General features: G+C 73.2%; 15 protein-coding genes and 1 riboswitch. Of the genes, 5 read left to right on the forward strand and 10 right to left on the reverse strand.

All coding sequences use genetic code 11. From position 1 onward, the window contains the following. Positions 1–103: 103 nt before the first annotated feature. Both OHA34_RS23110 and OHA34_RS23115 read right to left on the reverse strand, forming a co-directional pair. Positions 104–559, reverse strand: coding sequence for a DUF4446 family protein (locus OHA34_RS23110; protein WP_285940094.1), 456 nt, complete (start codon positions 557–559; stop codon positions 104–106). After that, positions 559–1968: a glycosyltransferase 87 family protein gene (locus OHA34_RS23115; protein ID WP_329518888.1), complete on the reverse strand. Its 1410-nt coding sequence runs from the start codon at positions 1966–1968 to the stop codon at positions 559–561. Before OHA34_RS23115 ends, OHA34_RS23110 begins: the two co-directional genes overlap by 1 nt. A gap of 166 nt (positions 1969–2134) precedes the next feature. Here OHA34_RS23115 and OHA34_RS23120 point away from each other — a divergent pair, with 166 nt between their 5' ends. Next, positions 2135–4390: a hypothetical protein gene (locus OHA34_RS23120; protein WP_329518889.1), complete on the forward strand. Its 2256-nt coding sequence runs from the start codon at positions 2135–2137 to the stop codon at positions 4388–4390. On the opposite strand, the gene mptB is transcribed toward OHA34_RS23120, so the two are convergent. From mptB to OHA34_RS23135, 3 genes are all read right to left on the reverse strand, one after another. Further along, positions 4272–5855 carry a polyprenol phosphomannose-dependent alpha 1,6 mannosyltransferase MptB gene (mptB, locus tag OHA34_RS23125; RefSeq protein ID WP_329518890.1) on the reverse strand — a complete coding sequence of 528 codons (1584 nt, stop codon included), beginning with the start codon at positions 5853–5855 and terminating at the stop codon, positions 4272–4274. The genes OHA34_RS23120 and mptB overlap by 119 nt on opposite strands. Positions 5856–5953: 98 nt before the next feature. Beyond that, positions 5954–6688 (reverse strand): glycosyltransferase family 2 protein, encoded by a 735-nt coding sequence (locus OHA34_RS23130; RefSeq protein WP_285939577.1) that lies wholly within the window; start codon positions 6686–6688, stop codon positions 5954–5956. 210 nt (positions 6689–6898) lie between these two features. After that, the gene (locus OHA34_RS23135; RefSeq protein ID WP_285939576.1) at positions 6899–7234 is read right to left on the reverse strand and encodes an STAS domain-containing protein; all 336 of its coding nucleotides are present in this window, start codon (positions 7232–7234) and stop codon (positions 6899–6901) included. Between the two features lie 392 nt (positions 7235–7626). Here OHA34_RS23135 and OHA34_RS23140 point away from each other — a divergent pair, with 392 nt between their 5' ends. The 3 genes from OHA34_RS23140 (at position 7627) to OHA34_RS23150 (ending at position 9073) form a co-directional block, all read left to right on the forward strand. After that, positions 7627–7998: a hypothetical protein gene (locus OHA34_RS23140; RefSeq protein ID WP_285939575.1), complete on the forward strand. Its 372-nt coding sequence runs from the start codon at positions 7627–7629 to the stop codon at positions 7996–7998. A 252-nt stretch (positions 7999–8250) separates the two neighbouring features. Beyond that, a complete protein-coding gene (locus tag OHA34_RS23145) occupies positions 8251–8715 on the forward strand; it encodes a hypothetical protein (protein ID WP_329518891.1) in 465 nt (154 codons plus the stop codon). A 187-nt stretch (positions 8716–8902) separates the two neighbouring features. Next, positions 8903–9073, forward strand: coding sequence for a hypothetical protein (locus tag OHA34_RS23150; RefSeq protein WP_285939573.1), 171 nt, complete (start codon positions 8903–8905; stop codon positions 9071–9073). 14 nt (positions 9074–9087) lie between these two features. On the opposite strand, the gene OHA34_RS23155 is transcribed toward OHA34_RS23150, so the two are convergent. Together OHA34_RS23155 and tuf are read right to left on the reverse strand one after the other, a co-directional pair. Then, positions 9088–10020, reverse strand: a complete 933-nt coding sequence (locus OHA34_RS23155; RefSeq protein WP_285939572.1) for an endonuclease/exonuclease/phosphatase family protein — start codon at positions 10018–10020, stop codon at positions 9088–9090. Positions 10021–10221: 201 nt separating this feature from the next. Continuing rightward, complete coding sequence (tuf, locus tag OHA34_RS23160; protein WP_329518892.1) at positions 10222–11403, reverse strand: elongation factor Tu; 1182 nt, start codon at positions 11401–11403, stop codon at positions 10222–10224. A gap of 371 nt (positions 11404–11774) precedes the next feature. Between tuf and OHA34_RS23165 the strand changes: the two genes are divergently transcribed. Further along, positions 11775–12986 (forward strand): arginine deiminase, encoded by a 1212-nt coding sequence (locus tag OHA34_RS23165; protein WP_285939570.1) that lies wholly within the window; start codon positions 11775–11777, stop codon positions 12984–12986. A gap of 156 nt (positions 12987–13142) precedes the next feature. Here OHA34_RS23165 and OHA34_RS23170 read toward each other — a convergent pair whose 3' ends face one another. The 3 genes from OHA34_RS23170 to OHA34_RS23180 all read right to left on the reverse strand — a co-directional run bounded on the left by OHA34_RS23170 (position 13143) and on the right by OHA34_RS23180 (position 17480). After that, positions 13143–13691 carry an ATP-binding protein gene (locus OHA34_RS23170; protein WP_285939569.1) on the reverse strand — a complete coding sequence of 183 codons (549 nt, stop codon included), beginning with the start codon at positions 13689–13691 and terminating at the stop codon, positions 13143–13145. Positions 13692–14114: 423 nt separating this feature from the next. Further along, on the reverse strand, positions 14115–16049 hold the full coding sequence (locus OHA34_RS23175) for a PAS domain-containing sensor histidine kinase (protein ID WP_432763044.1): 1935 nt from the start codon (positions 16047–16049) through the stop codon (positions 14115–14117). 93 nt (positions 16050–16142) lie between these two features. After that, positions 16143–17480 (reverse strand): purine-cytosine permease family protein, encoded by a 1338-nt coding sequence (locus tag OHA34_RS23180; RefSeq protein WP_285939567.1) that lies wholly within the window; start codon positions 17478–17480, stop codon positions 16143–16145. After that, positions 17473–17587: riboswitch (TPP riboswitch) on the reverse strand. It overlaps the preceding gene by 8 nt. Between the last annotated feature and the right edge of the window lie 69 nt (positions 17588–17656).

The raw sequence follows: 17656 nt of genomic DNA on the forward strand, positions 1-17656 counted from the left end.
CGCGCATGGCGCGCAAGGGCGGGACGAGACGTGAACACGTCTAGTGAACGAGTTTACGGCCCGCCGCAATTCAGGTGGGCCCGGAGGACGGCTCCGGGCCCGTTCAGGCGCTTGTGGAGGGCGTGCGGGCGCCCCCGAAGTCGGGCAGCGGGTCGTCCATGGTGACCACCGGGCCCTTGCCGAGCCGCGCGGCGCGCAGCGCCTGGTTCTCCTCGGGGGAGAGCAGCTCGATCGGATGCCCGTCGCGGACCACCTTGGCGTAGGTCCGGGTCTCGGTGCGCCCGTTGATCGAGCTGATCACCACGCCGGTGCCCCCGGCGTTGACCAGGGCGAGCGAGAACGAGCGGTTGCCCGACATCTCCTTGAGGGCGTCGTAGTGCACGATGGCCAGGTCGCGCAGCGCCCGACCGTCGATGGCACCGCTGGCGACCTGCAACTGCCGGCGGAGCACCTCGGCGCACTCCTCGACGACCTGGTTGGCCCGGTTGTGGGCCACCACCGCGATGGACAGCCCGGCCACCCCGGCCACCAGACCGGCGACGGCCACCGCGACAAGCATCACGGGGCGAGCGTACCCACCTCGGCCCCGCGACGCCCGGCATCCTCCCGATCATCGGCGGCGGCCAGCCGGTTCACCAGCCAGTTGCCCAGCACCAGGATCAGGAGGATCGCCGCGGCGCCGAACAGATCCTGGACCACACGCCCGATGAACATTGAGATCAAGCCGTGGTCCGGGCCGAGCAGCCGGGTCCCCCACCAGGGCAGCGGGAAGAGAAAGTAGAGCCAGACGCCCGCCCCCAACAGACATCTTCGCGTGTCTCGACCATCTCCCACCAAAGCCCCGATGACCGCAATCATCCAGACAAGATGGTGAATCCATCCCACAGGGGACAGCAGGACCGAGAGCAGCCCCACGATCGCGGTCCCGGCGAGGAGCAGGCTGTAGGCGTCCGGGCCGGACAGCCGATCGGCCGCGGCGAGGTAGTCGGTCCCCTCCGCGCGGCCCGTCCCTGCGCGGCCCGTCCCTGCGCGGCCGTCCTTGCCGGCGAGGCGGTCGGCGGCCAAGGTGGCGCGGCGGGCCAGCTTGAAGCCGTAGTACGCCATGAGGAGCGCGAGGATCAGCCACACCAGCGACCTGAACGGGCCCTCCGGCAGGATCCGCGCGACGATGCCGTTGATCGCCTGGTTGGTGGTGCCGTTGACCGCGCCGGTGCGGTCGCCGCCCTCCAGCAGCGCCCCGAACCAGTAGTCGACCGAGTCGGACGGCAGCACCGCGAACGCGCCCAGCGACGCCGCCGCAGCCGTGAACACCGCGTTGCGGGCGGCGTCCCGGCGGCCGGTGATCAGGAAGTAGATGAGGAAGACGCCCGGCACCAGCTTGATCGCGATGGCGAGGCCGATGAGCAGCCCGCGCGGCCACCGCGGCGAGCGAGTGCAGCAGTCGGCCAGGCACAGCGCCATCAGGATCAGCCCGACCTGCCCGAACCTGACCTGGTCGAACACCGGCACCAGCCATGCGCCCGCGCCCGCCAGCACTCCCATGGCGAGCGGCGCCCAGCGCCCGGCACGGCGGATCAGGTCCCGGAACGAGTACCCGATGACGATCAGCAGCGCCCCGTACAGCAGCAGCGTCCATCCCCACTGCGACGCCTGCCAGGGGAGCAGCGTGAACGGCACCGCCAGCAGCGCGGCGAACGGCGGGTAGGTGAACGGCAGGAACTGCGGCGGCTGGGTGAGCACGTCGTAGAGCGGGGCGCCGCGCAGCGCCGCGGCGCCGCCGTCGCGGTAGACCTCCAGGTCGACCAGCCGCTGGTCGGGCGGGTTGCCGAGCCACCGGACGACGATCGGCGACACCGCCGCCACCGCGAGGGCGATCCCGGCCAGCAGGATCAGCAGATCCGCCGGCCTCCCCCACCGTCCCGCCCGCGGGGAACCGGGGTCCCCGCCGGCCTCGCTGCCTCCACGCATGCCCTCATCCTCGCGTAAGCGGGCCGCTATGGCCTTCTGAGCCCGCATACTCACCGGGGCCACTGGTCGGGAAGCAGGATAGGCACCGCGAGAACGGACATCGCACCGATTCCGGGCCACTGGAGATCTTCGGCGGCAGTGGTGCACCCTGTGTAACCTGAACCCCATGACGCGGCGGGGGGCAGGCATTGGCATGTTCATCGCCACCCTCATCACACTTTTCACCTGCGTCTCGATCACCCCCGCGCTCGCCGCCGAAAACCCCGCCGCGGCAGGCCGGACACCCGGCGCGGCGGGCATCGAGGGCCGCACGGTGATCATCGGGATTCCCGGGCTGATGTGGAGCGACGTCACCGCCGGCGACACCCCCGAGCTGTGGAGGCTGACCGGGCAGGGGTCGGGCGCCGGGCTGAGCATCCGCACCACCAGGGTGAACACCTGCCCGACCGACGGCTGGCTGACGGTGTCGGCCGGGCAGCGGTCCCGGCTCGCGCACGGCGACTGCGCGCTCCCCTCGTCCCCGATCGTCGCCGGCCAGCCCTCCCCGACCGGCCCGCCGCCCGCGGGCGGCGCCGTCGCGCCCGGCTGGCCCGCCATCAAGGACGACAACGCGCGCACCACCTACCACGCCCAGAGCGGGCTGCTCGGCGACGCGGTCCACACCGCGGGCGGCTGCACGCTGGCGGTCGGGCCGGGCGCCGTGTTCGGGCTCGCCGACGGCGCGGGCCGCGTCGACCGCTACCTCGCCTCCCCCGACAAGGCGACCGCCGAGGACTGGTCGCGCTGCCGGCTCGCCGCCGTCGACATCGACGACATGTTCCGCGCCTACCTGGACGCGGGCGTCGACCCGCACGGCGACCAGGTCCCGCTGGAGCACGCCAAGCGCGCCGCCGCCGCGTCCGCCGTCGACCGCCGCGTCGGGCAGGTGCTGGCCGGGATCCCGGCCGACACCACGGTGCTCGTCGCGGGACTGTCCGACACCAGCGTCCAGCCGCACCTGCGGGTGGCCATCGCGCGCGGCGCCGGCGGGGGAGACCCGGGCCTGAAGTACGGGCCGGGCTTCCTCACCTCCAGCGCCACCCGGCAGCCCGGCATGGTCACCCTCACCGACGTCACCGCGACCACGCTGAAGCTGCTCGGCCTCGCCGACCCCAAGCAGGCCGTCGGGTCGCCCTGGCGGTCCGAGGCCGACGAGGCCCCGACCGCCGACCGGGTCGACTCGCTGGTGGAGGAGGACGTCGCCGCGCAGGCGATCCGCGCCGTCCAGGGATCGTTCTACTGGGTGCTGTTCGGCACCCAGCTCCTGCTGTACGGCATCGCCGCGCTGGCGCTGCGCCGGCTGAACGACCGTCCGCAGTCGCGGGCCCGCATCCTCGGCTGGACGCGGGTGATCGCGCTGATCGGGGGAGCGGCGCCGGGCGCCTCGTTCCTCGCCGGGCTGCTGCCGTGGTGGCAGGCCCCGCACCCCACGCCGGTGCTGATCGGCACCGTGCTCGGGTTCAGCGCGCTGCTGGCCGGGAGCGCGCTGATCGGGCCGTGGCGCCGCTCCCCGGTCGCGCCCGGACTGGTGATCACCGGGGTGACCGCACTGGTCCTCGCGCTGGACGTGATGAGCGGGTCCAGCCTCCAGCTCAACTCGCTGATGGGCTACACGGCGCTGATCGCGGGCCGCTTCTACGGGTTCGGCAACCAGGCGTTCGCGCTGTTCGCGGTCGCGGCGGTCCTCACCGCGGCGTGGCTGTCGGAGTACCCGCTGCGGGCGGGCCGCCGCGGGCTCGCCGTCGCGGCCGTCGCGGCGATCGGCGTGTTCGCGGTCGCGGTCGACGGGCTGCCCCCCTGGGGCGCCGACTTCGGCGGCGTGCTGGCGATGGTGCCCGCCTTCGCGATACTCGGCATGATGGTCGCGGGCAAGCGGGTCTCGCTGTGGAAGCTCGGGCTGTTCTGCCTGGCCGGCGCCGCGCTGGTGCTGGCGATCTCGTACCAGAACTCGCACAGCGCCAACCCGACGCACCTGGGCCGGTTCTGGCGCGACCTGATGTCCGGCGACGCCGGCGACGTCGTGGCGCGCAAGTTCACGGCGATGATCAGCAGCCTGGGCTACTGGCCGTTCACGATCGCGCTCGCCGGGGCGGTCGGCTTCCTGTTCTTCGTGCTGGCACGGCCGGCCCGGTGGCGGGTCTCGCTGCTGCACAAGGCCTACGAGCACAGCGAGACGATGCGTCCCGCGATGCTGGGCGCGCTGACCGTGGGGGTGGTCGGCACGCTGGCGAACGACTCCGGCGTGGTGATCCTGTCGGTCGCGTTCAGCCTGGCGATCCCGCTGATGCTCGCGGCGAGCGTCCGGTCGCTGGAACTCGATCTCGACGCCGAAGGCAGATCGCGATCAGAGCGCCCAGAACCGCCGTCAGTGCCAGCGGAATGACCCACGGCCGCACCACGGTGAACAGCCACGACAGCGAGTCCGGCATCCCGATCCGGTGCGGCGCCCGCGCGGGCAGGTAGGCCAGGCTCAGCACGCCGGTGTGGGCGAGCAGCGGCCAGTCGATCCGCGACCAGGGGAGCAGCGCCAGCATCGCCCAGGCGAAACCGTCGTACCAGGGGAGCTCGTACGGCGCGGCGAACAGCCAGGCGAGCACCAGCGCCGCCGCGATCCGCCGGCTCTCCCCCGCCTCGTCCTCGCCCGCCGGACCGCCGGTGAGCGCGCCGCGTCCGGACGCGGCGGCACCGGGCTCGCGGGGCAGCGCGCGGGCCAGCAGCACGGTCAGCACCACCGCCAGGGCCACCGAGCAGAGCTTGATCAGGTCGCGCTGGCCGCCCACGCCGAGCGCCCGGTCGACCAGCCGCCAGGGGGTGGCGAGCGAGACCATGTTGCTCGACTGGTTGACCTGGTCGAGGGAGTTGGGGCCGCCCAGCGCGAACGCGATCGCCGCGACCGCCGCCGCCCCGCCGAACAGCCCGGCCAGCCGCAGCAGCGCGCCGCGGTCGGTGCGGGCCCGGCGCAGCAGCGCCCAGGCGGGCCCGCCGCCCACCAGCGCGGCCGGGAGCTTGACCGCCGTCGCGGCGCCGACCACCGCGCCGGTGGCCAGGGCCCGCCAGCCGCTCGCGCGGGGACGGGCCGCGAAGAGCGCCACGGCCGCGACCATCGGGGCGATCGCCAGGACGTCGTTGTGCGCCCCCGCGACGAGGTGGAGCAGCACCAGCGGGTTGCACGTCCACAGCAGCGCCGTGCGCAGCCGCCGCTCGCCCGTGCGGGACGTCCGGTAGAGGATCAGCGCGGTCAGCGCGAACGCGAGCGTGTTGAGGATCGAGAGCACGAACACCGTCAGCCGGACCGACCCGTCGCCGAGCCAGGAGGCGAGCGCCTGGCCGCCCGTGGTGATCGGCCCGTACACCGACGGTGTCCTGCGCCACTCCTCCGGTGCGCCGATCACCGGGTCGCCGGGCACGTCCACGGCCCGGGTGGCGTACGGGTCGTGCCCGGTCACCACCATCCGGCCGTAGGCGGCGTAGTTGAGGTGGTCGGACGATCCGATCGGCGGCATGAACGCGAACAGGGCCGCGACCAGCAGCCCCGCGGCCACCAGCGGGACCGGCCGGCACCGCCAGCCGCGGCGCACCGCGTCGAGGCACAGCCCGAGCCCGGCCGTGCCGGCGATCACCCCGGCCACGACCAGCGCGACCACCAGGAACGGCGACGGGTGGACGGTCAGCGAGTACGGCGGGTGCACGCGGTCGCCGGACAGCGCCGGCTCGAAGACCGACGGCCCGAGGAACGCGGTGAGCAGGAAGCACGCGAGCCCCGACCCGATCGCGATCAGTCCGGCGGTCCCCTGCCGCGCGCCCGCCGCCGGTCCCGTGCCGCCCGTGACATCCGCGCCGGCTTCCACGACGTCGTCGGCCTCTACGCCGTCGGTGCCGTCGCCGTCCTTCCCCGCGGGCCCCGGAGCGGGGCGCGCGGAACCGGCGCGGGCGGCCCGGGACCGAATCACCGGAGGCGGAGGCCGCGCAGTCGGGCCAGTCCTCCGGCGACGGCGGGCTCGCGCGTGGCCAGGGCTCTGGTGACGTCGCGGAACTGCCGGGCCCGGTGCGCCTGCGCCCGCCAGTCGGTGCCGGTGGCGCGGTGCGCCAGCGGCACCTCCACCTCTCTCACCCGGAAGCCCTTGCGCAGCAGGTCGATGGTGAGGGCGGTCTCGACGCCGAACCCGGCGGCGAGCGGGCGGGCGGCCTCGAACGCCTCGCGGGTCAGGCAGCGCTGCCCGTTCAGCGGCTGGGTGGCCTCCCAGCCGGTGGCGCGGCGGATGCCGTCGCGGGACAGCCGCACGACGAAGCCGTGGCCGCCGAGCTTCACCGTGCTGGAGAAGGCCGCGATCGTCATGTCGGCCTCGCCGCTGCGCACCGGCTCGACCAGCGGCGCCGCGGCGCCGGCCGTCTCGGCCAGGTCGGCGTCGAGGAAGAGCAGGTGGCGCTGCCGGTCGTCCTCGGCGCCGAGGAGCCGGACGGCCTCGGCGCCGCTCTCCATCGCGGCGCCCTTGCCCCGGTTGCGGCTGTGCCGGACGACCCGTGCCCCGGCCTGCTGCGCGGCGCGGCCGGTGCCGTCGGCCGAGCCGTCGTCGACGACCACGACGAGGCCGGCGCCCGGCAGTTCCAGTGCGGCCCGCACGGTGTCCCCGATACGGTCGGCTTCGTCCTTGGCCGGGATGATCACGGCTACGTCCTGCATATCGCGATCGTAGTGCGCGCGGCCCGATGCCGCCGGTGACCCGCCGTCCCCCGGCGCGCGGGACGCGCGGGGACGGACGCAACGGCGACCCGCGGGGGCGCTGCCCCACGGGTCGCCGGTCGGTTGCGGACGGTGGCGGACGGTTGCGGTGGGTACGGTGGGTCGGCTCGGCTCCGAGGGCGGCCCGTCAGGGCGTCGCGCTCGGACGGATCAGCCCGCGTCCAGGGCCGGCACGGCGTCGCACACGGTGAAGACCGAGTCGAGCCCGGTGACCTGAAGGATGCGCTTCACGGCCGGACGCGGCGCGGCGAGTTCGAGCGCGCCGCCCTGCTCCTTGAGCCGCTTCATCGCGGCCAGCAGCACGTTCATGCCGGTCGAGTCGCAGAACTCGACACCGCTCAGGTCGACCACGATGCGGACGACCTGATCGCGCAGCAATCCCGCGAGCGCGGCCTGTAGCCGGGGCGCGGTGTACAGGTCCAGCTCGCCGGTCGCTGTGACGACGGCGTGACCTCCCTGAGACGCGGTCGTGACATTTAGCTCCACGTCCGGCACACTACCGGCCCGGCGGCGGCCGGGCCAGGCTGCCGCCACGGTCCGTGTGGCGCGGTCGTGTCCGGACCGTGCCACCGCTCCGCACCCCTTGCACGCTTTGTGTACTACGTACGGTTATGTCGCGCACACATCGCACCGGCCCGGCCGCTCGGCGTCCCGATGGGGCCGCCGGGCGTCCGGCAGGGACCGCCGGACGTCCGGGCCGGGCCGCCCGGCGACGCCCCGCCCGCCCCTGGCGCCCGCCTCCACGAGGCCCCCTCACGATCTGCGTGTTTCCCCGCGCCGGGGCACCGAGTGAGAGAAGCTGAGCGAGTGCGACGGCGGCACGGCCAGACCGCGAGCGACGCGCGGCCGGCGATCGGGCAACGGGAGGTGCGGCGCGCGTGAAGGCCGAACGGCGGACCGATCCGCGGGAGACCCGGCTGCGCGAGCGCCTCCAGACGATCCGGGCGCGCTCGGAGAAGTCCAACTCGTGGCGCGCGTCCACCCAGTACCTGTCCCGGCTGGTGAACCGGACCGGGTTCGTGCCGATCAGGACCCGGCTGTCCCGGGAGGACCTGACCTTCCTCGCGGGCGCCCGGGACGAGGTGATCACGTTCGCCGACCTCGGCATCCGGCTGCTCGACCTGCACCGGCCGCAGGAGTCGGGCGGCATCTCCAGCGACCCCGACCAGCCGATCCGGCGCTGCCGCGCGTGCATGTGGCGCTGGCCCTGCCCCACGTTCCGCGCCATCGACGAGTCCTTCGAGCGCTGACCGCCGCCGGGCGACCCGGCCCCAGCGGCCACCCCGAGAAGAGATAAAGGTCACTCTTTCGGGTCGCCACGGACACCGCCGCCGACCTGCCGTCAGGCCATCGGCGCAGGTCAGACCATCACCGGGAGACAGACCTCGAAGCGGCAGCCCGGCGCCGCCGCCGGGGTGCGGGCGGTCTCGCCACGAAGGCCGCGTCGAACACGCGGGCAAGGTCGTCCGCCGAAATTCCGCGATGGTCTGTTAAATGGGCTGATGCCCAGATCCCGACCGGCCTCCCCGATGGGCGCGGTGATCGCGCTCCTGCTGTTCGGCGGCGCCGTCGCCACCGGCCTGTCCATCGTGATGACGTTCTTCCGCGTCTACCGGTCGCCGATCGCGCTGGGCCTGCGGTCCTCCACCGGGTACTACGTGGCCGAGTGCGCGCTGGTCGGCCTGTTCACCGCGGTCGGGGTGCTGTTCACCCGGCCGCGCGCCGCCGTGCCGATCGCCGCGGCCGTGGCGGCATACGTCGCGCTGGGCGTGGGCGAGCGGATCGGCAGCGCCGGCTACGTGCTGCTCATGCACCGCGACCTGCCACCGGAGTGGATCATCAAGTCGGCGGCCGATCTGCACTTCTACGCCTGGGACCTCGTCGCGGTCGGCACGGCCGGCGTGCTGGTCGGCCTGCGGTTCGCGATCGCGGCATCCGGTGGACGCGGCGCGTCCCAGTCCCAGTAGTCCCAGCCGTTTCCCCGGAGGAACGGGCTTCGGGCAGGGCTCCGCCCCGTTCGACCAGGGGACCCGCGCGGGGGTGGACATCAGGGACGCTCTCAGGGTCGATCTCCGCCGCTAGGCGGGTCCGGCCCGCTCCAGAGTCCTCCCGGAGTGTGATGACGCCGGACGGGCGACCGCATAGGTTGGGGACATGGCTCGGACAATCCTGACAATCGTCGGTGTAATCCTCGCGTTGTGGCTGGTCGTCTCGGTCATCGGCGCGATCTTCTCGATGCTCAAGCTCTTCTTCTTCGTCGGCCTGGTGGCCGTGGTGGTCGTGCTGGTCGTGTCGCTGATCACCAAGTCCGCCAAGAAGGGCTAGGTCACAGGCGCGGGTCAGCGGGACGAGGGGGCCGACGGCGGGCGGAAGCGGATGACGGCGGTCACGGGCCGGTGGTCCGAGGCGTGCGTGGCGACGGCCGGGACGCCGCAGGAGATGCCGGCGGCCTTGGTCGTGAAGAGGTAGTCGGTCTTCTCGGTCGCCTCGCCCCGCCAGTTCTGCGCGGTGCCCGCGCCCGCGCGGGCCGTCCCGGGGCCCTGGTCGCACTCGGCGTAGGCCCGGTAGAGGGGGTCGAGCGTCGTCCCGTCGGGCCGATCCGCGAGATCGCCGCCGACGATCACCCTGCGGGCCCCTTCCAGCGCGGTGGTCAGGCGGTGCACCTGCTTGCGCCGCCAGTCGCCGCTCGGATCGTCGTCCCAGCTCGAGGAGCTGAACTGGGTGCTGCACAGCCGGGTGCTCCACGACTCGACGTCGCCGCAGACCGCGACGCGCTCCTGGCGGGACGGCGCGGGCAGCGGGACGATCTTGACCCCGGTGAGCGCCGCCTTGGTGCCGATCGCCACCCCCGGCCGGCCCTCGCCGTTCGCGCAGGTCCGCGACTTCCCGGACGGCGCGAAGGTCCAGCTCCACGCGCGCAGCGACGCGGCGTGCTTGAGCGCGGTCACGTGCCCGGCGCACACCTCCTGGAGGAGGACGGCGTTGGCCTTGACCCGGCGCCCGCCGACCTCGTTGGCGTCGATCTGCGCGGGGATCCGCTTGACCAGCTCGGCCGGCTTGGAGCCGAGCGGGCAGCCCGGCTCGGCGTCCCCGCAGACGTTCCAGGTCATCGTGGTGACCGTGGCGGCGGCCACCTTCTTGCGCGCTCCGTCGGCATGCGCCGGTCCGACGTCGGGCAGGCCCTCGATCGCCGCGCCGGCACCGGCGACGGCCACCACCGCGGCGGCGCCGCAGACGGCGAGCAAGGGGATCAGGGCGCGGGGGGCTCGCACACGTTCTCCATGGATGGGATCAGCGGGGATGATCCCCGAAATCTCACCACATGGGGATCGCATCCGCCAGCCGTTCGCGACTGACCGGTCACTCTAGGCCGAAGTATTTCAGACCGGACAGCTCGCGAATATCGGCCACTCCCCGCCCCGAGCCCGGTGGAGCGGGAACCGACCCCCGTCTCCACCGGGCCCTGAGGCCGGTCAGTCGAGCAAGGCGACCACCGTGCCGGCGCCGACCGTCCGGCCGCCCTCGCGGATCGCGAAGCCGAGCCCCTCGGTCATCGCGACCGGCTTGCCCAGCTCGACGGCCATGTCGACGCCGTCGCCGGGCAGCGCCATGCCGCCCTCACCGAGGTCCACGTCGCCGACCACATCGGTGGTGCGGAAGTGGAACTGCGGCCGGTACCCGTGGAAGAACGGCCTGCTCCGGCCGCCCTCCGCCGCGGTGAGCACCCGCACCCGCGCACGGAACCGGGTGTGCGGCCGGACCGCGCCCGGCGCGCTGATCACCTGGCCGCGCCGGACCTGGTCCCGCTTCACCCCGCGCAGCAGCATCGCGGTGTTGTCGCCCGCCTCGGCGTGCTCCATCGACTGCCCGAACGTCTCCAGCCCGGTCGCGACGCTGCCGAAGGTGTCGCCGAGGCCGACCACCTCGACCGCGTCACCGGTCCGGACGGAGCCCTGCGCGACCACGCCGGTCACCACGGTGCCGCGCCCGGTGATGGTGAGCACGTTCTCCACCGGCATCAGGAACGGCCGGTCGAGCACCCGCTCCGGCACCGGCACGTACGCGTCGATCGCGTCGAGCAGGTCGACGATCCGCGCCGTCCAGTACGGGTCGCCCTCCAGCGCCCGCAGCCCGGACACCCGGACCACCGGCACCTCGTCACCGGGGAACCCGTACTCCGACAGCAGCTCGCGGACCTCCAGCTCGACCAGGTCGAGCAGCTCGGGGTCCGCGGCCATGTCGGCCTTGTTGAGCGCCACCACGATGTGCCGGACGCCGACCTGGTGGGCCAGCACGATGTGCTCACGGGTCTGCGGCATGGCGCCGTCCTGCGCCGAGACCACCAGCACCGCGCCGTCCACCTGCGCCGCACCCGTGATCATGTTCTTCACGTAGTCGGCGTGACCGGGCATGTCCACGTGGGCGTAGTGCCTGGTCGCGGTCGCGTAGTGCACGTGCGCGATGTTGATGGTGATGCCGCGGTCGCGCTCCTCGGGGGCGCGGTCGATGCCCTCGAACGGCACCGCGGAGGCCAGCCCCCGCCCGGCGAGCACCTTGGTGATCGCCGCGGTCAGGGTGGTCTTGCCGTGGTCGACGTGGCCCATCGTCCCGATGTTCAGGTGGGGCTTGTCGCGCTCGTAAAGCTGCTTGGCCATGGTTCTGCGTCCTCACGCGGTTCCGGCTGGAAGGTGAGAACCCCCCGCGAGCGCGCTCACGCGCCCGCGGTTCCCGACCACCCCCCTCCGCTGGTTCTCCGGAGGTGGGACGGAGAGGGGTCAGCTTCGTGCGCCGTCGACGACGGTCGCGCCTGCCGCCGCTGCCGCCACGTGGGAGGCAGCCGGCACCGCGCTCAGCAGACCGAGGTCTGCGAGCGTACGGGTGCCGGCTGCGAGGAACATGGTCCTGAGGGTACGAGCCGCCCCACCCGAAGTCCACGGATTTTCCGACCGGCACCCCTTTCCCAAATGGTGGCATAGGTCCGGTCATGGGGGTTCTGGTCGATCAACGGGCACCTAGACTCGCGACTGTGACGGAAACGGCGGGGCGCACGCATCGGGTGACCAGCGAGGTCGGACGACTCCGCACCGTCCTGCTGCACCGTCCGGGAGCGGAGCTCAAGCGGCTCACCCCGCGCAACAGCGACCAGCTCCTGTTCGACGCGATCCCGTGGGCGGGACGCGCCCAGGAGGAGCACGACGCGTTCGCCGAGGCGCTGCGGGAACGCGGCGTCGAGGTCCTCTACGTGACCGAGCTGCTCCAGGAGGCGCTGGAGTACGAGGAGACCCGCGACGAGGCCATCGCCCAGGTCGTCGGCGACCCGCGCCTCGGCGACCAGCTCCGCCGGGTGGTGGACGGCCATCTGCGCGACCTCGACCCCGAGAACCTCTCGCACACGCTGATCGCGGGACTGGCGCACGAGGAGCTGAAGGCCGGGCACGGGCTGGTCTACCGGCTGATGGACCGGCTCGACTTCATCATCGACCCGCTGCCCGGCCTGCTGTTCACCCGCGACAGCAGCGCCTGGATCGGCGACCGCGTCGCGGTGACGAGCCTGGCCATGCCGGCACGGCGCCGCGAGTCGGCGCTGACCGGGCTGATCTACGCCCACCATCCGCGGTTCGCGGGGGTGCGGCCGGTGTACGGCCCGTCCCTCGAACCCGTCGAGGGCGGCGACGTCATGCTGCTCAGCCCCGGCGTGATCGCCGTCGGCACCGGGGAGCGCACCACGCCCGCCGGGGTCGAGCGGCTCGCCCGGCAGGTGTTCGCGGCCGGGCTGGCGCACACCGTCCTCGCCGTGCCGATCGCGCAGGAGCGGGCCACGATGCACCTCGACACCGTGTGCACGATGGTCGACGTCGACACCGTCGTCATGTACCCGCCGGTGGCCCATTCGCTGACCGCGAGCACGGTCACGTCCGCCGGCGGCGACCTGCGGGTGGCCGAGCCCCGCCCGTTCCTGGAGGCCGCCGCCGAGGCGATGGGCCTGGACCGGCTGAAGGTCATCGACACCGGCCTGGACCCGGTCACCGCCGAGCGCGAGCAGTGGGACGACGGCAACAACACCCTCGCGGTCGCGCCCCGCCTGGCCGTGGCCTACGAGCGCAACATCGAGACCAACGCGCAGCTCGAGGCGGCCGGCATCGAGGTCATCCGGATCAGCGGCAGCGAGCTCGGCACCGGCCGCGGCGGTCCCCGCTGCATGTCCTGCCCCGTCCTCCGCGACGCACCACCGTCCTGACCTGCAAAAACACTCTTCCAAGAGCCGGGAACGCGAAAGCCCCCGGACGCTTTTGGGCGCCCGGGGGCCGCGAAGTGGATAGCTCGGGCGGTGTCGACGGGGGCACGACAGCGCCCGAGCTTGAGGAGGACCATACAAGGTCGGACGGTGCTGAATCTAGGCGGGGTAGGCCCGGGTCGAGGAGGCGGCTCCGCGCCGGGTGCCGCCGCAGAGGTCGGCGTCGGGCACCTCGGCCGGACCGGTCGGCCCGCCCGCCTCCGGCAGCACGGCGTGCGCAGCGCTCGGCGGCATCGACCCGTTCGCGCCCGCGAGGTGCGGGGCGCGCAGCACGGCCCAGACCGTGGTGGAGCCGTTGTCGTGCCGGACCCCCCAGCCCTCGGAGAGCGCCTCGACGATGCCGAGCCCGCGTCCCCCGAGGGACGACAGGGTGCCCGGCCCGCGGCGCGGCTCGGTCATCGCGCCGCCGTCACTGACCTCGACCTCGAGCAGGTCGTCGCGGCGCGTCCAGGACACCCGGATCTGCCCGGAGGGCAGCGGCCTGGCGTGCCGCAGGGCGTTGCTGAGGAGCTCGCTGATGATGACGCTGGCGTCGTCGACGACGGATTCGAACACCCCGGAGGCGACCAGCTCCGAGCTGAGGCGCTTGCGGGCGACCGCGACGCTGGACGGTGCGTGTGGCAGCAGTACGACGCTCGACGCCCTCACCTCCTCATGCTCCCGGCTGCTCGACCGAGTCCCGTCACCGTTGTTCCGGTACGACCGAAATGCCCTGAAGGAGCCATCCGGAAACCTGGACAAAACAGTTTGCCACTCGCACAACGAGCGACCGACCCTCCGGTCACGGCGGTCACCCCCTGCCCGTGGCCCGTAACGGAACCTCGTCACCAACGGCGAACAACAAAGGATCTATCCAGCCAACGGCGGATTACTCCTCACGCGCACGTTTCGTCCGTCACACCCCCGCGGCACCGTACTTTTCCGCAGGGTCACGCCCGCACTCCTGTCAAGATCACGTAAACACACCGTACCGGCCCTCGGTTTGGCCGGTTCCGGCCTCGGCCCGGGACGGTCACCCCGCGTCCCCGCCGCATCACCCGCCCCATCCCGTCCAGAAACGGCCGGACGGTCTCAGCTCGCGCGTTCGAGGACCAGCCGCATGCAGGTTCCGCCGCCCGCGCGGGCGGACGGGGGGTCCGCCGGGCGGGCGCTGATGCTGCCGCCCTGCGCCTCGGTCAGCCGCTTGACGATGTAGAGCCCGAGCCCGATGCCGCCGAAGCGGCGCCGGTCGCCGGCCTCGCCCTGGACGAACCGCTCGAAGATCCGCTCGTGGTCGCCGGGGGCGATCCCGACGCCCTCGTCCACCACCGTGACCACCAGGTCGCGGCCCTCGAGGCAGGCGCGCACGCGGACCGTCCCGCCGTCCGGCGAGTACTTGAACGCGTTCTCCAGGAGCTGCCCGAGCACGATGTCGGTGGCCATCGCGTCACCGCGCGCGGGCGGCAGGCCCGGCGCGATCTCCAGCTCGACCCGGTGCACCGGCGACAGCGACCGGAACCCGCCGACCACGCCCTCCAGCAGCCGGGCCAGGTCGAACGTCTCGACCGTCACGGCCAGCTCGTCGGCGCCGGCGCGCGAGCCCAGCAGCAGGTGCTCGACGAGCCGGCCGAGCGACTGGGCCCGCTCGGCGATGGTGGCCACGGCGGCGCGGCGGTCGCCGTCGGCCAGCTCGTCCCACCGGTTGACCAGCGTGCTCGCGAAACCCTGCACCACGGTGATCGGGGTGCGCAGCTCGTGGCTGGTGGTGGCCAGGAACAGGTCCTTGGCCTCCTCCAGCGCCTTGGCCTCGGACACGTCGCGGAAGTCGACCACCAGCTCGCCGGTCTCCTCGATCTCGGCGGCCAGCACGTTCAGCCAGATCCCGGACGGCAGCTCGACAGTGAGCATCTCGCCGAGCGCGGGCATGTCGAACGGCAGCTCGCGCCCGATCGCCTCCTCCGCCGGGACCCCGGTGAGCGCGTGCGCGGCGGGGTTCCACTGGAGGACGACCCGGTCGCGGCCCAGCACCGCGATGCCGTCCGCGCTGGAGTCGATCACAGCGCGCTCGTGCGCGCGCTGCCGGACGACCTCGGCGTACGCGACGGCGTTGCCGACCGCGACCCCGGCGTGCCCGGCGAGCAGTTCCAGCAGTTCGAGCTCGGTGTGCCCGATCCGGCGGCCCGAGAACAGCGCGTAGAGCGCGCCGTACGGCCTGTTCTGCAAGTAGGACAGGCCGAGCGCGACGGTGTGCAGGCCGGGCAGCTCGGACCAGATCAGGTCGCCCAGCCGCCGCTCGCCGGTGGCGAGCTTCACTGTCTTCCCGGACCGCAGCAGCTCCCCGACCAGGCTCGGGCGCAGCTCGGCGCTGCTGCCGCGCATGTGCTCGGGCAGTCCCGTCATACTGACCAGGCGGAGCCGGTCGCCCTCGATCCGAACGAACCCGGCCGCGTCGGCGCCGGTCAGCTCGATCAGCGCGCCGGTGATCCGGTCGAGCACGACGGCCAGGTCGAGCTCGGCGTTGAGGTCGGCGATGATGTCGTTGAGGCGGCGCACCAGGCGGGCCCGCTCGGCCATGTGGTGCTGGACGCCCTCGTCCTCCTCGACCGGGTGGTAGACCCCGACCCAGCCGAGCAGCGCGCCGCCCGGATCCTTCAGCAGGCTGGTGTCGATGCGCACGTCGATGAGGCGCCCGTCGCGGTGGAACCGGCGGGTCGCGATCGAGATCTGCCCGCCGTCGCCCGTACCGCCCGCGCCGCCCGTACCGGTCCCGGTGCCCTCGGCCGCTTCGCCGCCCTCACCCGGACGGCGGGTGAGCAGCCGTTCCTGCACCGCGTTGTGCTCGGCCTGGAGCTCGTCCGGCACGATCGGCGGCACCCGGCCCAGCATCTCGGCGGCCGTCCAGCCGAACATCCGCTCGGCCGCCGGGTTCCACACGGTGACGCGGTAGTGGTGGTCGACGGCCACGATCGCGTCGGCCGCGCTCTGGATGACGGCGCGGGCGATCGGGTCGTGGGCGTGGTACTGCACGAGGCAATCGTGCCATCGCATCCCGAACGGCGCTGGTCAACGGCCACCGAAAGGTTTCCACCGCGCGGCGCCCGCCGCCGGAGGAACGCCACATCAGCGCGCGGCGCCCCGCACCCGGCCGATCAGGACGGCAGCCAGCCCCGCGACCAGGAACGACAGCAGCGAGGCGCTCATCCAGCTCTGCGGGGTGAACCGCAGCGCGTCCTGGACGCCGGTCCAGAACCCCGCCCACCGGCTCACCGTGCCCGGGTTGATCAACTGGTAGGCGACCACACCGATCACCCAGGCGATGATCATCCCCCACCGGGACGGCGCGGCGCGCGAGCTGTCCCAGCGCCCGTCCCGCCCCCGGCCGAGGAAGAAGTCGGCGGCCAGCACGCCCAGCATCGGCACGAACACCGATCCGATGAGCGACAGGAACCCGGCGTAGTCGCCGATGTCGAGCAGCAGCGCCAGCACGGTGATCCCCGTGCCGAGCCCGATCGACAGCACCCGGCGGTCGGCGCGCGGGAACAGGTTCTGGATCGAGACGGCGGTCGAGTAGACGTTGGCGAACGACTGGTCGGCCTCGCGCAGCACGAACACCGCGAACAACGCCGCGCCGAGCGCGACGTGCAGGAACGGATCGTAGATCCGGCCGCTGTCGCCCGCCACCAGCGCCAGCGCCAGCAGCCCGAGGACATAGGCGACGATCTGGGTGACCGAGTAGCCGATCGCGGCGGCGCCGAACGCCCCGCGGGCGCTGCGCGCGTGCCGGGTGTAGTCGGCGGCGACCGGCACCCACGAGATCGACACCGCGAGCGCGGCGTCGGCGCCGAGCCAGAACCCGCCCCACGAGCCCTCGGTCAGGTCGGGCAGCGGCTCACGCAGGAGCTGCACGTAGAAGTAGACCAGCGCGATCATCACCGCCACCGTCACGTACCGGCGCAGCATCCGGACCGAGCCGAGCGGCCAGATCGTCAGCACGGTGGTGAGCACCCCGGCCGCGACCACGTACGACCAGCGCGGGACGCCGTCCCACAGCGCGCGGGCCGCGTCGGCGATGACGATCAGCTCGAACGTCCCCCAGCCGATGAGCTGCGCGATGTTGAACACGGTCGGCACGTACGACAGCCGCGCGCCGAACAGCCCGCGCAGCAGCACCATCGCGGGCTGCCCGGTGCGCGCGCCGGGCGCGGCGGCCAGCCCCAGCATCAGCCCGCCGAGCACGGTGCCGACGGCCATCGCGACGATCCCGGCGGCGATCGACAGCGTCGGCCGGCCCGCGCCGTCCGGCGCCAGCACGGTGTAGGCGCCGGAGAACGCGAACAGGCTGACCCCGAGATTGGCCCAGAACGCCCCCTGGTCCCAGAAGCCGAGCACCTTCGGTGCGGGCTCGTCGAGGGTGTAGGGGACCTCGTCCTGAGGGCGCGGCTTCACAGCGGACGACATGGGACACACTCCCTACGCCGGCATTACCCGGACAGGTTCATGCGGTCGGCGACGCCTTGAAGATCGCCCTCTCAGCCCGTTCGGCACGAGCTCCCGCGGATAGTCGGTCGGCACCGATCGTACAACGCACGGCAAATCGCGGCCTGGCCGCGGTCGGCACCCGGCCCGCCGGCCCC

The sequence above is a fragment of the Spirillospora sp. NBC_01491 genome (assembly GCF_036227065.1).
GTDB lineage: Bacteria > Actinomycetota > Actinomycetes > Streptosporangiales > Streptosporangiaceae > Spirillospora > Spirillospora xylanilytica.

What these genes read in the sequence shown, in the direction of transcription:
- OHA34_RS23110 (WP_285940094.1), bottom strand. Translation starts at nt 559, where the DNA reads ATGCTTGTCGCGGTGGCCGTCGCCGGTCTGGTGGCCGGGGTGGCCGGG.
- OHA34_RS23115 (WP_329518888.1), bottom strand. Translation starts at nt 1,968, where the DNA reads ATGCGTGGAGGCAGCGAGGCCGGCGGGGACCCCGGTTCCCCGCGGGCG.
- OHA34_RS23120 (WP_329518889.1), top strand. Translation starts at nt 2,135, where the DNA reads ATGACGCGGCGGGGGGCAGGCATTGGCATGTTCATCGCCACCCTCATC.
- OHA34_RS23130 (WP_285939577.1), bottom strand. Translation starts at nt 6,688, where the DNA reads ATGCAGGACGTAGCCGTGATCATCCCGGCCAAGGACGAAGCCGACCGT.
- OHA34_RS23145 (WP_329518891.1), top strand. Translation starts at nt 8,251, where the DNA reads ATGCCCAGATCCCGACCGGCCTCCCCGATGGGCGCGGTGATCGCGCTC.
- OHA34_RS23150 (WP_285939573.1), top strand. Translation starts at nt 8,903, where the DNA reads ATGGCTCGGACAATCCTGACAATCGTCGGTGTAATCCTCGCGTTGTGG.
- tuf (WP_329518892.1), bottom strand. Translation starts at nt 11,403, where the DNA reads ATGGCCAAGCAGCTTTACGAGCGCGACAAGCCCCACCTGAACATCGGG.
- OHA34_RS23180 (WP_285939567.1), bottom strand. Translation starts at nt 17,480, where the DNA reads ATGTCGTCCGCTGTGAAGCCGCGCCCTCAGGACGAGGTCCCCTACACC.